Origin of the sequence: Streptomyces piniterrae (assembly GCF_005048155.1) — a bacterium.
In the GTDB taxonomy this organism is placed as follows: domain Bacteria; phylum Actinomycetota; class Actinomycetes; order Streptomycetales; family Streptomycetaceae; genus Streptomyces; species Streptomyces piniterrae.
Map to the genome: position 1 here is coordinate 309,732 of NZ_SUMB01000001.1, position 14,212 is coordinate 323,943.

A 14,212-nucleotide genomic window follows, 5' to 3' on the forward strand; every position below is an offset into this window, starting at 1 on the left:
GTGCGGGCCGCGACGTACATTGGCCCCATGATCGACGGGACGTCAGAGGACACCATGCAGCTGCGGCCGCCGGGCCGGGAGATATCCGGCGGCGATCCGGCGTCCGGCGGCGATCGGGCACCCGGTGGCGATCGGGCACCCGGTGGCGAGGGCGGCACGGGCAATGGCGCCAAGGGCGGCCTGGCCCGCTCGTCACGGCTGATGGCGGCCGGGACCGTGGTCTCCCGGGCGACGGGAATGATCCGCATGGTCCTCCAGGCCGGCGCACTGGGCACCGGCCTGCTCGCCAGCACATACAACATCGCCAACGTCGTCCCGATGAGCATCTACACCCTGCTCATCGGCGGTGCCCTCAACTCGGTGCTGGTGCCGCAGCTCGTCCGCGCCAGGGCCGAGCACGCGGACGGCGGACGGGCCTACGAACAGCGCCTGGTCACCCTCGTCCTCACGGTGCTCGCCATCGGTACCGCGCTCGCCGTATGGGCCGCGCCGCAGATCGTCGCCATCTACACACCCGACACGCCCAGGACCCACGCCGCCTTCGAGCTCACCGTCGTCTTCGCCCGCTTCCTCCTCCCACAGATCTTCTTCTACGGCCTGTTCTTCATCCTCGGCCAAGTCCTCAACGCCCGGAGCAAGTTCGGCGCGATGATGTGGACGCCGGTCCTCAACAACGTCGTCCTGATCGCGATGTTCGGCGTCTACATCGGCGTGATGGCCGGTCCCGACCGCGTCGAGGACATCACGCCGGGCCAGATCGACCTGCTGGGCTTCGCCACCACCGGAGGAATCGCCCTCCAGGGCCTCGCCCTGATCCCCTTCGTCCGCGCCGCGGGCTTCCGCTTCCGGCCGCGCTTCGACTGGCGCGGCACCGGCCTGCGCAAAAGCATCGTGGCCGCCCGCTGGACGCTCCTGTTCGTGCTCGCCAACCTGGTCGCGATGACCGTCGTCACGCACTACGCCGACGCCGCCGACCACCAACTCCCCACCGCGGGCGTCGGGTTCAGCGCCTACTCCTACGCGCAGGGCATCTGGATGCTGCCGCAGTCGATCATCACCGTCTCCCTCGTGACGGCGCTGCTGCCGCGGATGAGCCGGGCGGTCACCGAACACCGCCTGGACGACCTGCGCGGCGACCTCTCCCGCGCCCTGCGCGTCAGCGGCGTCCTCATCGTCCCGGCCGCCTTCTTCTTCCTCGTCTTCGGCCCGCAGACCGCACAACTGCTGCTCGCCCACGGCACGGTGGACGCCACCTCGGCCGGCCCCGCCGGACAGATGCTGCAGGCCTTCGGCCTCGGCCTCATCCCGTACTCCGCCCAATACCTGCTGCTGCGCGGCTTCTACGCCTTCGAGGACACCCGTACACCGTTCTGGATGGCCGTCTGGATCAGCGCCGTCAACATCGCCCTGGCCACCGCCTGCCACCTGTGGCTGCCGGCCCGCTGGGCGGTCACCGGCATGGCCCTCGCGTACACCGTGGCCTACGGCGTCGGGCTGCTCGCCACCGCGCTGCTGCTCCGCCGACGGCTCGCCGGCCGGCTCGACGGACGACGGCTGTTCCGCACCTACGGCAAGCTGACCGTGTCCGCCGGCGCGGCCGGGGCGCTCGGCTGGCTCGCGGCGCGCGCCTGCTCCGGCGTCCCCCTCTCGGCGGGCTGGACCCCGGTGCTGACGCTGGCCGCAGGCGCCGCCACGATGACGCTGATCTTCCTGGGCCTGGCGCGCCTTCTGAAGATCGGGGAACTGCGGAGCCTGCCCGGTTTGCGGTGAGCAGGGGCGGACCTACGCGTCCCCCTGCGCGGCGGCGGTGATCCAGCCGATCACCGCGGCGACCGTGGCGTCGTCCAGGGCCGCGAGGACCCGGACGGCGGCCGCGTCCCCGGCAGCGGGAGCGACACCGGCCTTGGTGAGCGCGGCCTGAAGGTCCAGCCGACGTCGGTCGGGCGTGGCCACGGAGTACCGCAGCCGGTCCTCGGGGCGCGGGGGAGCGGGCGGCCGGTCGCCATCGCCACGGTACGGGGGCTGGAGCTGGGGGCCCTGCGGATCCGTGAGGCTCTGGGGGCGGGAGAGCCGGTGGGCGTCCGAGGCGGGTGCCGGAAACGGGATCCGGTCCTCGGGACGTGGTGGCGGACAGATCCGGTCCTCCGGGCGCGGTGGCGGGAGACGGAGATCCGTCGAGTACGCGGGTACGAAGAAGCGCTCCGCCGGCGGCGTGCCCAACGCCGTGTCCAGCGGCGTGACCAGGGGGTGCTCGCAGTACAGCGACATCAAGGCCTCCACAGTTCTGTCCGGTCCATCCGGCTCGATGCCCGATCGATCCGACGTCGATCCGGCGATGGTTGGTGAGAACGTCTCAGCTCTTCGGAAGCCCTGCCGGCCCTCCACGGTTGCGCGGGCCGCGGGGGTTCACCCGATGGGAGCAGGGTTCCTCAGTACGGTGGGCGGATGCCGTACTCCGACCGGATGCCGAAGCCGTACTGGAACCACAATGTGCACTACCACCGGCTGGTGCTCGACGCCGTGCCGGACGGCTGTGCGCGGGCCCTGGACCTCGGATGTGGCGACGGTCTGCTGGTTCGCGAACTCGCCGGGCGGGTTGGTGAGGTGACGGGGGTGGACCGCTCCGCCGAGATGATCCGGCTGGCGCGCGAGCGCAGCGTGGAAATCCCGAACGCGGCGTTCGTCGAGGCGGACTTCATGGCGGTGCATGTCATGCCGCAGGGTGGTTACGACTTCGTCAGCGCCGTGGCCGTCATCCACCACCTGGACTTCGCGGCCGCGCTGGACCGGATGGCCGCGCTGCTCGCGCCCGGTGGCCGCCTCGTCCTCGTCGGCCTGGCGGCCAACCGTACGCCGCTGGACTGGGTCGTCAGCGGCGCGGGCCTGCCCGCCGCCCGCCTTCTCGCCCGGCGCCACGGCGGTAAGACCGGTCCGCCCGGCATGCCGGTCCAAGAGGTCGAGATGGCCTGGGGCGAGGTACGGCGCGCGGCCCGCGAACGGCTGCCGGGCAGCCGCTACCGCCGCCATCTGCTGTGGCGCTATTCGGTGGTGTGGGACAGGCCGGGTGCATGACCCGAGGGCCGTCGGTGTCCACATTCACCTCAAGTTAACGACATCGAACATTGTCTGACGATTGATTCGTTTCTTACATGTCATCACCCTCTATACGGCTGCATGGCATCAGTTCTCACCGCTTGCGCCTCGATCAGCTGAAAGATCCGGGCAATGGACCGGGAAAACCGAGGCCTTTCGGTGGTGAATCGGCGACCATCACCGGCCGGACACATAACTCTCTCCTGCTGTTCACACTGTGGTGATTAGCGCGGTGAAATGGTGTCAGCGGCCGTATACCCAACGGCCGGCGCCGGCCGTGCCCCACATCTCGCGGTCCGGTGCCACATTTCGGGGAGAGGACACCCTCCGTGGACAACACCCGCGTGACCCGTCGTGGCCGCATCGCACTGACCGTAGCGGCCGGAACCGTATTGGTGGCGGTGGCCGCACAGATTCCGGCCACCGCTACCGCCACCCCGGCCGCGCACGCCGGATCCGGTGCCACGACCGTCACCCAGCGCTCGTCCATATCCGTCGGCGCGTATGACGACTCGTACTACGAGGACGCCATAGGAAAGACCGGCCAGGACCTCAAGAATTCGCTCCACCAGATCATCAGCAGCACCCAGACCGGGAAACTGACCTATGACCAGGTCTGGGACGCCCTCAAGGAAACCGACGAGGACCCGGCCAACAGCGCGAACGTGATTCTGCTGTATTCCGGCACATCGCAGAGCAAGAACTCCAACGGTCCCGATCCGGACGACTGGAACCGTGAGCACGTCTGGGCGAAATCCCATGGCGATTTCGGCACCGCGACCGGACCCGGCACCGACATTCACCATCTGCGGCCGTCGGATGTCTCCGTCAACAGCACCCGCGGAAACAAGGACTTCGACAAAGGCGGTACCGAAGTCGGTGAGGCACCCGGCAATTTCACCGACGACGATTCCTTCGAGCCGCGCGACGCGGACAAGGGCGATGTCGCCCGCATGATCCTCTATATGGCCGTCCGCTATGACGGCGACGACGGCTTCCCCGACCTGGAGCCCAACGACAGCGTCGACAACGGCTCCAAGCCCAACATCGGCCGGATCTCCGTCCTGAAGCAGTGGAGCCAGCAGGACCCGCCGAGCACCTTCGAAAAGCACCGCAACCAGGTGATATTCGATAAGTACCAGCACAACCGGAACCCGTTCATCGACCACCCGGAGTGGGTCAACGAGATCTGGTAACCCGTACAGCGGAACCGGGGCACCGCCGTCCGGCACATGACGACGGCGGGGCTCCGGCACCGAGGCCCGAATATGGTCGTACATTCGCCCGATCGGTCGTGGACCTACCTGACCGGATATGCCCTTGCCGGTGAAGGGTAACGCGTCTGCCACGGTTGTCGTGACTGCCGGGCGTTGCTCGGTGTAGCGTCCAGATCAGCTGTCGTGGTTCCGAAGTGCCGGGCGCCCGTGTCGCATTCACGGGCGTTCTTGTTGTGTGGTGCGCCTCTGAACCAGGGCGATCACCTCCGGGTTCCGCAGTGTGCGGGAGCCGATTCAAGCCCATTGAACGAAGGAAACAGGTATGGCTTCTTCCTCCGGCACTGTGAAGTGGTTCAACTCGGAGAAGGGATTCGGCTTCATCGCGCAGGACGGCGGTGGCGCCGACGTTTTCGCGCACTACTCGAACATTGACGCCACGGGGTTCCGTGAGCTGCAGGAAGGCCAGAAGGTGATCTTCGAGGTCACCCAGGGCCAGAAGGGCCCTCAGGCGGAGAACATCCGCCCGGCGGAATAATCACGGACCTCCTGCGACGGCGCCCGCTCCCGGACCGGGGGCGGGCGCCGTCGTGTGGGGGGCCGTACGCGACCGTCGAGGTGCCGGGGACCGCGCGGGGGCGCGTGCGGGCGGCGGGATCACCCGATCGGCCGTGAACCGGCGCATCGGATTCGCGGAATCCAGGTGTGGTCTCTCCGCTGCCGCTCACGGGCGGCGGTCGTTGAGGATCTTCTGGAAGAGGCGGTGGTCGCGCCAGGCGCCGTTGATGTGGAGGTAATGCGCAGCGGTGCCGTACGGCGTGAATCCGCACTTGGCCAGCACGCGTTGCGAAGCCACGTTGTCGACGAGGGTGCCGGCCTCCAGCCGGTGCAGGCCGAGCGCTCGGTCGGCCGTCGCACAGACCTGGTTCACCGCGGCGGTGGCGAGGCCGTGGCCCACGTGGTCCGCAGCGATCCAGTAGCCGACGCCGGCGCTGCGGAAGGGGCCGAGCGCGATGTCGGAGAGAGTGATCGCACCGACGATGTGGGGTTCCGGGGCGCTTTTCGCCTCCGGGGCGGAGTCCGGCCCGGTGGCCGTGCCGGAGTCCGGCCGGCGCTGCTGCGTACCGCGCCCGGAGACCGCGCAGGCTTCGTCGGGCGTGTCGATCCCCGGCACCGTCTCGGGTGTCGTACGGACCAGAACCCAGGGCATCATCCGTCCCGCGCGCTGCTCGGCCAGGTGCAGACGCAGCCGCTCCGCCTGCCCGGCGGGGGTGAAGAAGGCGTCGTCGCGGTCCGGCTCCCAGGGGTGGAGATGCGCACGGCTGCGCCGGTAGGCGCGGGCGAGGCCGGTGGCGTCCTCCGGAGTGGCGGGCCGCATCAGGACGTCGGGGGTGAGCTGGGCGGACGCGGTGATCATTCGCCCAGCGTAAGCACGGGCCGGCCGGCTTCTCCCGGATTCAGCCTGCCGGGACGGGTCCCTGCATCCGCTCACTGATCCAGTGCAGCGAGTCGGCCATCTTCTTGATGTAGTTGTGGCTGCTGTGCTTGCCGGGGACCCAGAACAGCGTGCTGTGGACCGGCCCACGGGTGTGATCCTTGATGAACTGCCGCACCTTGGGGATGGCGACTTCCTTGTCCCCGAGTTCAAACGCGAGATAGACGTCCGGCCCCTTCCGTGCGACCAGCCGCCGGGCGAGCCAGCCCGGATCGTTCGCCTGCTTTTCCTTCGGGTGGCCCTGCCACATCACGGAGTCGGGAGCCACATCCGGCCCATTGGCGATGGCCGCCGTGAATCTCTCGGGATACTGAAGGACGGACTTCAGGGCAGCGAAACCCCCCGACGAGGTCCCCATGTAGGCCCAGCCGGCACGGCCGTCGTACGTACGGAAATTGGCGCGGGCGAAGTCGGGGACGTCCTCGGTCAGCCAGGAGCCCATCTTCGGCTGGCCGGGGATATCGCTGGCGTCGTAGTACTTCTTCTCCGGATTCAGCACCGGCATCACCACGATGAAGGGCAGTGTCCTGCCCTGCCGTGACCACTCCGCGATGCTTTCCTGGAGCCGGAAATCGCCACCGGCCCAGTAGTTTCCCGGATAGCCCTCGGCGCCGGGCAGCGCGATGAGCACGGGGAAGGCGCTCTTCGCGTATCGCGGTTGGTGGTACTGCGGCGGGACCCACGCCCATACGTTCCCGGTGTAGCCGGACTTCCGCCCCCGCCACTTGGTCTTCACGATTTTCGTGCCGTCGGCGCCGGTCGTGCGATACGTACGGAACCTGGCACGTGGACCGGTTGGCCGACGTACTTTCGGGAGCCGGGCGTTTGCCTTTTCCGGGTGGTCGGCGAGGGCCGGAGCATCGGAGGAGCCGACCAGATTGCTGCCGTCACAGCCGCCGCTGGCGAGCAGGCCCATGGAGACGGCACACACCGTGACGCCGATGCGCAGGAGATTCATCGCAATGCGCTCCTTGGGCGGACGATGGGGAGCCACCGCGCGACGGCACGGCTCCCCGGGAGTCAGTACTGCGGCGGCCGGTCCCGCCCCCCGTCCCGATCCGATCCGAGCTGTGTATTGAGCTCTTCCTGGGCCGTGTGGACCTGACTGGAGTACTTGCCCCGCGTCTTCTCGTCGACGAATTCGCCGGCCTGGTCGACGCCCTTGCCGGCCTGTTCCTCATGGCCCTTGAGCAATTGTTGGAGCTTGTCCATCACGGACATCGCCCACCTCCTCGGGGCATCCTCCTCGCCAGGGTTTCCGCCGCTCCAGCATCGCCCGCATCCGTGCGATCTGCATCCGCGCCCGACCCGCGCCCGAGCGGCCACACGAGGAAGTCACACGAGAATTCACACGAGGAAGAGGCCAGGTGAGAGGCCCGGCCAGGCCTGGTACCGGCCGGTCCGGCGGTGTGTCGTACGCGGTCCCGGTTTCGCCACCAGGTCCTCAGGAACCACTGGGGACCGGCGCCTTGAGATGCTCACTGATGAACTTGATGGAGCCGGCTTCCATGCCCTTTTGGTAGTCCCAGGCGTTGTGCCGCCCACCGGGAATGATCTGCAATGAGGTGTGTATCGGACCCCTGCCGAAGGTCTGCCGGAACTTGTTTATCTGGGAGGTGACGGCGGCGGGTTCCCTGCTGCCGGCCTGGAACGCGAGATAGACGTCCGGGCCACCCTTCCGCAGCAGACCCTGAGCCAACTTCTCGGGGTTGTTGGCATCCTTCTCCGCCTGGTGCCCGGCCCACAGCGGCGAGTCCGGCACGATATCCGGGCCGCTGGCTATCACCGCCTTGAACTTCTCCGGGAACTTCAGCACCGACTTGAGACCGGCGAAACCACCCGAGGACGAACCCATGAAGGCCCAGCCGTCACGGGACTTGAACGTCCGGAAGTTGGCCTTCGTGAAGTTCACGACGTCCTCCGTCAGCCAGGTACCCATCTTCTGCTGGCCCGGGATGTCGCTGCCGTCGTGGTACTGGGTGTCCGGATTGAGCATCGGCATCACGACGATGAACGGGAGGCTCTTGCCCTCCTCGGTCCACTTGGTGAGGTTCTCCTGCAGCTTGATGTCACCCCCCACCCAGTAATTCGTGACGCCGCCCTCTTCCTTCGGACTGCCCAAACCGCCGGGCAGAGCCATCAGCACCGGAAATCCGCTCTTGGCGTATTTCGGGTCCTTGTACTCCTTCGGCGCCCAGACCCATACGCTGCCGGTCACTCCCGACTTCGCGCCCTTCAGCGTCGCCCGGCCTATATGGGTGCCGTCATCCAGCGTTCGGGTGATACGGAAGTCGCTCTTGGGGCCGGTCGGCATCAGGGTGTCGCTGTCCACCGGCTTGCCCTGCGCGGAGCCGTCGCCCTTGGCACCGGCATTGAAATCGACCGGCTCTCCGGTATCCGAGCAGCCGGTGAGCAGTGCGGAGGAAATGGCGAGCACGGTGGCGAGCGGGACGGCGTAACGGGATTTCAACGGTGACTCCGCGGGCTGGGCGATCAAGTGCAAGTGCCCATAAAGAGGGAAAACCGATGCCGGAGGTTCCGTGGTGGTGAGATGGGGTGCGGCGGCGAGGGCGCCGGGATATCCGGGGGTCGTTCCGGCGCCGGCCACCCGATCGGCCCAAGGCGGCTCCGGCGCTTCCTCACCCGGGCTCGTCCGCTTGATCGACGGGCACCGCGCCGCCATCCGGCTGAGAATGCAGCGGTGAGCGATGAACACCGCAGTGCAGACGACACCGCGCCTCGCCCCACGACGGCCGACGAGGAACGGCGGCTCGCCAGGCGGGCGCTGGCCGGCCGCGCGCGGGACGCGGCCGATCTTTCTCTGCTGATGGACATGCTGGATCTGGATCCATGCCACGACCCGCGCCATGAAGCGGCGCGCGAAACGACTCCCGGCCACGAGGCGACGTACGGCCGAGAGGCGGGGCGCGGCCACGGAACGGCGCGCGGGTCACGACACCGGGCACGGCGCCGACCGTGAACTTTCGACCGTGAACCTTGTCGATGACGCGGGAGCGCCTCAACGAGAGGGCGGCGCGACCGTGAATTCCCGCGGCGCAGCCCTGCTCAGCACACTCAGATAGTGGCTGAGCCGAGCGGCCGCATCGAGCATGGCGAGCCCCCGCGCGGTGAGCTTCCGTTGCCAGTCGTCCAGGGAGCCGGACAGCGCATCTGTGCCCCCGGCGGTTCGGATCTGCTGGACCACGGTGGAGATGTGGTCCAGCGGGTAGCCCCCGCGTCTGAGGAGATGGGCGAGCTCGGCGTCGCGGATGTCGCCCGCCCGAAAGACCCGGTATCCCGTGACCGGGTCTCGCGAGGGGGTGAGGATGCCGACGTCTTCCCAGTTGCGCAAGGTCGCCGGGGTGACACGGAGCTGGTGCGCGAGTTCACCGATGGTTCGGGCGGCGGGGTCTGCCGAGGGGTCTGGAACAGCGACGGACTCCGCCGTCAGATGACCGACCGCTTTCCGCACCGCATCGAGCGTGTCCCGGTCACGAAGCAACTGGCTGTGGCCACGGTCGATGACCGTCAGGGCGTCGTCGAGCTCGTCATCGTGGACCGCGGTCATGATCTGGCCGCCGGCCGAGTGCCCGTACGCCGGGAGGAGAGCGACGTAGGTGCGGAGTGCGGCCGCATGCACCTCGGTGTAGATCCGGTAACCGCTGCGTGTCCGCTCGGCGGGTGGGATGAACCCGTCCCGCTCGTAGTTGCGGACCGCCTGGGTCGAGATGCCGTGCTCGCGCGCGAGGTCAGTCGGCCGCATCGTTATCCCCGGTTTGAAACTTTGCCACGTGGATGAGCGGCAAAGGCTACCCAAGTCTCAACTGTTCTTTCAAAGATACGATTGAGGCCCATGACCAAGGAAATTCGCGACTTCGCAACGACGTCATGTGACCTCCTGGCGCTCGGTGAGCCGACGCACCGGGAACCGGCCTTCGGGTGGGTCCGTAACGAACTGTTCGTCCAGCTGGTCGACCGAGGCTTCCGGTCGATCGCCCTGGAGACCGATCGGGTGGCCGCGCTCACCGTGAACGACTTCGTCCAGGAGGGAGTGGGAAGCCTCGATGCCGTGATGAGCGAAGGCTTCTCGCACGGCTTCGGAGAGCTGGAGGCCAACAGGCGACTGATCGCCTGGATGCGCGAACACAACGAGAGCCGACCGCCGGCGGAACGACTGGCCTTCCACGGCTTCGACGCCGCCACGGAGACGATGAGCGCACCCAGCCCGCGGAGCTACCTCGAGTACGCCCGCGACTACCTGAAACTCGATCTCGACCTCGCGAGCCTCACCGGCGATGACGAACGGTGGAGCCGCACCGAGGCGATCATGGATCCGGCCATGTCGATCGGCGACACCGCCGAGGCCCAGAGGCTGCGAGCGCTCGCCGACGACATGCTCACCTCGCTCCACGCACGTGCCCCGGAACTGATCGCGGCAACATCACGCGCCGAGTGGTTCAGGGCCAGGGCGCATCTCACCGCCGGCCTTGGCCTGCTGCGCTATCACAAGCAGTCGGCGCAACGCCTTGAGCAGGGCGTCCGGTGGACCCACATGTGTGCCACCCGGGACGCGCTCATGGCCCAGAACCTCCTCGACATCCGCGACATGGAAGCGCGGCGGGGCGCGACGCTGGTCTTCGCGCACAACCTCCACCTACAGCGAAACCCGAGCTCTATGCGCATGGGGGACATGGAGCTCGACTGGTTCGGCGCCGGCGCCATCCTGGGGTCCCTGGTGGGCGAGGAGTACACCTTCGTCGCAGGCAGCCTGGGCCGCAGCGAAGCGCTCGGACTTCAAGAGCCCGAACCGGACACCTACGAGGGCCTCCTGCAACGCCGCATCAGCACCTGGGGCCTGACAACAGCCACCACGGTCGTCACCACGGCCACCACGGCCGCTGCCACCCGCACGCGCACCGACACCACACCACAGCAGGGCTACTTCCCTCTCGACGAGGCGACCCTCGACGAAGCCGACGCGGTCCTGCACATCAACACCGGAACAGCGGCCGGTGTTGCACCGGCGGCTCGTTGATCGCGGCCAAGTCGGGCCGATCGCGCAGGACGGCGCGGGCCTGGGCTGCGTGATCCCCTAGGGGACGTTCGAACAGATCCCCTAGGGGATGGGAGGACCCCCTGCGGGTCCACAACGCCGGGGCGGGAGGCGGGTATTCCCGCGGGGGTAATCCCGAGAGGGGTGTTGCTGACCGGGGCAATCCCGAGAGGGGTGTTCCCCGACCGGGGTGTTCCCGAGAGGGGCATTCCCGACCGGGGTGTTCCCGAGGGGCACCCCCGGCAGCAGCATTCCCGTGGCTCAGTCGTGGCTCAGTCGCAGAGTGACGATCTGGAACGGCCGGAGCGTCATCCGCACCGCGTTTCCCCGTCGCTCGATGGCCGGGCCGTCGTCCGTCGGCCGTTCCAGGAGGTCGGTGGTGACGGCGTCGGCCAGTTCGAAACCCGTGGTCAGGGTGGTCCTGGCGCGTCCGCCGTGTGCTTCGTGGAGGCGTACGACCACATCGCCGCTCGCATCGTCGGCGAGCTTGACCGCGGTGACGACCGTCGCGTCGTTGTCGACCGTGATCACCGGTGCCACCGGGCCGGCACCGGTGATCCGGCGCTCGGGCAGGTTGATGCGGTGGCCCTCGCGCACTGCGTCGCCGATCGCCGCACCGGGCGCGAGCGCGTAGCGGAAGCGGTGCAGGCCCTGGTCGGTCTCCGGGTCGGGGAACCGCGGGGCGCGCAGGAGGGAGAGCCGTACGGTCGTGGTGGTGCCGCGATCGCCGTCGTTCCGTACGGTCCGGGTGACGTCATGCCCGTACGTCGCGTCATTGACCAGTGCGACGCCCCAGCCCGGCTCCTCGACCTGCACGAAGCGGTGCGCACAGGCCTCGAACTTGGCGGCCTCCCAACTGGTGTTGGTGTGCGTGGGGCGGTACAGATGCCCGAACTGGGTTTCCGCGGCGTAGCGTTCGGCGTGGATGTCCAGCGGGAACGCGGCCTTGAGGAATTTCTCCGTCTCGTGCCAGTCGGCCTCGGTGTCGATGTCGAGACGTCGCTGCCCGCGCGCCAGCGTCAGCGCCTGCTTGACGCGGGATTTCCCGAAGGAACGGGAGACGTGGACGGTCGCGGCGTCCTGTGTCACCTCGCCGAGTGCCACCTCGTCCGCCGCCGTCAGGTCGGTGACGACATTGCGGTAGAAGGCGTCCACGTCCCAGGCATCCCACATGTTCGGGAAGTCGGGGTGGATCTGGAGCAGGTTCGCCGCGTGGCCGGGCGCGACGGTCTCGCGTTCGGCCGCGATGTCGTACGCCGAGACGATCAGACCGCGGTCGTCGATCTCGATCCGCAACAGGCCGTTGACGAGGACGAATCCGCCGCCCTCGCGTGCTTCGGCACGTACCTCGCCCGGCCCGCCCGCCTCGGTCACCGCCGACGCGATGGCACCGGCCGCGACCCCACCGCGGGTGTGCGGCGCCGAATTCACCACCAGCTCGTGGTCCCCGGCACCGGCCAGCGCGGACAGTGCGCCCGCGATGATGTCCTCAAGCTCCGCGGCGACCGCGGCGTAGGTCTTCTCCGCCTCGCGGTGCACCCAGGCGATGGACGAGCCGGGCAGGATGTCATGGAACTGGTGCAGCAGGACGGTTTTCCAGATTCGGTCCAACTGGGCGTATGGATAGGGGTGTTGGGTCCTCACAGCTGCCGTCGCGGACCATAGTTCGGCCTCGCGCAGCAGCTGTTCGCTGCGTCGGTTGCCGCGCTTCGTCCTCGCCTGGCTGGTGAGGGTCGCCCGGTGCAGTTCCAGATACAACTCGCCCACCCACACCGGCGCTTGTGGGTACTCCGCCTCCGCCTTCGCGAAGAAATCGGCGGGCCTTTCCCACTCCACCACCGGTGAGCCGTCCAGATCGCGCAGCCTGCGGGCCTTGGCGATCATCTCGCGGGTGGTCCCACCCCCACCATCGCCCCAGCCGGTGGGCGCGAGCGAACGGCGTGCCACTCCCTTGTCCTTGAAGTTCCGTGCCGCATGGGCGAGTTCACTTCCGGCCATTTGGCAGTTGTAGGTGTCCACCGGCGGGAAGTGGGTGAAGATCCGGGTGCCGTCGATGCCCTCCCAGCGGAAGGTGTGATGCGGAAAGGCATTGATCTGACTCCAGGAGATCTTCTGCGTCAGCAGCCATTTCGCGCCCGCCGCCTTGATGATCTGCGGCAGCCCCGCGGCGAAACCGAAGGTGTCCGGCAGCCATGCCTCATCGTTCTCGACGCCGAACTCCGCCATGAAGAACCGCTTGCCGTGCACGAACTGACGGGCCATCGCCTCCGACCCGGGCATATTGGTGTCCGACTCGACCCACATACCGCCCGCCGGAACGAACCGCCCCTCCGCGACCGCCTTCTTGACCTTGGCGTAGACCTCGGGCCGGTGCTCCTTGATCCAGGCGTACTGCTGCGCCTGCGACATGGCGTAGACGAACTCCGGCTCGTCCTCCAGTAGTGCTGTCATGTTCGCCGTCGTCCGGGCCACCTTGCGGACGGTCTCACGCAGCGGCCACAGCCACGCCGAATCGATATGCGCATGCCCCACCGCGCTGATCCGGTGCGCGGACGCTCCCGCCGGCGCCGCCAGCACCTCCCGCAACTCCGCACGCGCCGCGTCCGCGGTGCCGTTGACGTCCTGCAGATCGACCGCGTCCAGCGCCCGGCCCACCGCCCGCAGCACCTCCCACCGCCGCGGGCTGTCCTCCGCGAGCTCCGCCATCAGCTCGCCCAGCACCTCCAGGTCCTGGATCAGCTCCCATACGGTGGTGTCGAACACCGCGAGATCCATCCGCGTCAGGCGGTACTGCGGTGCGCTGCCCGCCGTCTCCCGGTCGCCCAAATGGGTGGGCTGAAACGGCGGGACGTCGAGAATGACGGGATTGGACGCGGCCTCCAGATGCCATTCGACGCGCTCGCCGCCCCGCACCGGCGCGCCGACCCGAACCCACTGGTTCCGGGGATTGAGGCCCTTCACCGGGCTGCCGTCGGGTGTGTAGACGAGAGCCTCGCACTGGAAGCCCGGCATCCGCTCGTCGAACCCGAGGTCGAGCACCGCCTCGACCGTGCGGCCGGCCCACTCCCGAGGCACCTCGCCACGCACCCTGAACCAGGTCGTCGCCCAGGGCGCGCCCCACATCTCACCCACGGCCACGGGCGAATGTCGGGCGGACAGGCCCTCGGCGACGGGAACAGGCTCACCCGGCGCGACCCATGCCGCGACATCCAACGGGATCGATTCCGGGTAGAGGGCGGGCCGGATGCGCTCGTTGAGCACACGCTTGAGACGGGCTTCGACCAGTGCGCGATCATCATGCATGGGAGGGCTCCGTGGAGTCGGGGGAGGGGCGGGGGGCTTCGGCGGGCAGGCGCC

At 68.3% G+C, this 14,212-nt stretch carries 12 protein-coding genes; 5 read left to right on the plus strand and 7 right to left on the minus strand.

Going from position 1 to position 14,212, the window contains the following annotated elements; translation table 11 throughout:
* The first annotated feature begins 27 nt into the window (after positions 1 to 27).
* Positions 28 to 1,770, plus strand: a complete 1,743-nt coding sequence (murJ, locus tag FCH28_RS01230; RefSeq protein WP_281289666.1) for a murein biosynthesis integral membrane protein MurJ — start codon at positions 28 to 30, stop codon at positions 1,768 to 1,770.
* Positions 1,771 to 1,782: 12 nt separating this feature from the next.
* Here the strand turns inward: murJ and FCH28_RS01235 are convergent, their stop codons facing one another.
* Positions 1,783 to 2,268, minus strand: coding sequence for a hypothetical protein (locus FCH28_RS01235; protein ID WP_136737765.1), 486 nt, complete (start codon positions 2,266 to 2,268; stop codon positions 1,783 to 1,785).
* Positions 2,269 to 2,445: 177 nt separating this feature from the next.
* On the opposite strand from FCH28_RS01235, the gene FCH28_RS01240 reads away from it, so the two are divergent.
* The 3 genes from FCH28_RS01240 (at position 2,446) to FCH28_RS01250 (ending at position 4,845) form a co-directional block, all read left to right on the plus strand.
* Positions 2,446 to 3,072, plus strand: coding sequence for a class I SAM-dependent methyltransferase (locus tag FCH28_RS01240; protein WP_136737766.1), 627 nt, complete (start codon positions 2,446 to 2,448; stop codon positions 3,070 to 3,072).
* Positions 3,073 to 3,422: 350 nt separating this feature from the next.
* Positions 3,423 to 4,289: an endonuclease I family protein gene (locus tag FCH28_RS01245; RefSeq protein WP_136737767.1), complete on the plus strand. Its 867-nt coding sequence runs from the start codon at positions 3,423 to 3,425 to the stop codon at positions 4,287 to 4,289.
* A 343-nt stretch (positions 4,290 to 4,632) separates the two neighbouring features.
* On the plus strand, positions 4,633 to 4,845 hold the full coding sequence (locus FCH28_RS01250) for a cold-shock protein (protein WP_136737768.1): 213 nt from the start codon (positions 4,633 to 4,635) through the stop codon (positions 4,843 to 4,845).
* Between the two features lie 186 nt (positions 4,846 to 5,031).
* Here the strand turns inward: FCH28_RS01250 and FCH28_RS01255 are convergent, their stop codons facing one another.
* The 5 genes from FCH28_RS01255 to FCH28_RS01280 form a co-directional block, all read right to left on the minus strand.
* On the minus strand, positions 5,032 to 5,724 hold the full coding sequence (locus FCH28_RS01255; RefSeq protein ID WP_136737769.1) for a GNAT family N-acetyltransferase: 693 nt from the start codon (positions 5,722 to 5,724) through the stop codon (positions 5,032 to 5,034).
* Positions 5,725 to 5,764: 40 nt separating this feature from the next.
* Entirely contained in the window at positions 5,765 to 6,760 is a 996-nt protein-coding gene (locus FCH28_RS01260; protein WP_136737770.1) for an alpha/beta hydrolase, read from the minus strand.
* Between the two features lie 62 nt (positions 6,761 to 6,822).
* Positions 6,823 to 7,023, minus strand: a complete 201-nt coding sequence (locus tag FCH28_RS01265; protein ID WP_136737771.1) for an antitoxin — start codon at positions 7,021 to 7,023, stop codon at positions 6,823 to 6,825.
* A gap of 223 nt (positions 7,024 to 7,246) precedes the next feature.
* Positions 7,247 to 8,272: an alpha/beta hydrolase gene (locus tag FCH28_RS01270; protein WP_136737772.1), complete on the minus strand. Its 1,026-nt coding sequence runs from the start codon at positions 8,270 to 8,272 to the stop codon at positions 7,247 to 7,249.
* A gap of 549 nt (positions 8,273 to 8,821) precedes the next feature.
* Entirely contained in the window at positions 8,822 to 9,565 is a 744-nt protein-coding gene (locus FCH28_RS01280; RefSeq protein WP_136737773.1) for a MerR family transcriptional regulator, read from the minus strand.
* A 90-nt stretch (positions 9,566 to 9,655) separates the two neighbouring features.
* Between FCH28_RS01280 and FCH28_RS01285 the strand changes: the two genes are divergently transcribed.
* Complete coding sequence (locus FCH28_RS01285) at positions 9,656 to 10,837, plus strand: erythromycin esterase family protein (RefSeq protein ID WP_136737774.1); 1,182 nt, start codon at positions 9,656 to 9,658, stop codon at positions 10,835 to 10,837.
* Between the two features lie 279 nt (positions 10,838 to 11,116).
* Here FCH28_RS01285 and FCH28_RS01290 read toward each other — a convergent pair whose 3' ends face one another.
* On the minus strand, positions 11,117 to 14,158 hold the full coding sequence (locus FCH28_RS01290; RefSeq protein WP_136737775.1) for an alpha-mannosidase: 3,042 nt from the start codon (positions 14,156 to 14,158) through the stop codon (positions 11,117 to 11,119).
* Between the last annotated feature and the right edge of the window lie 54 nt (positions 14,159 to 14,212).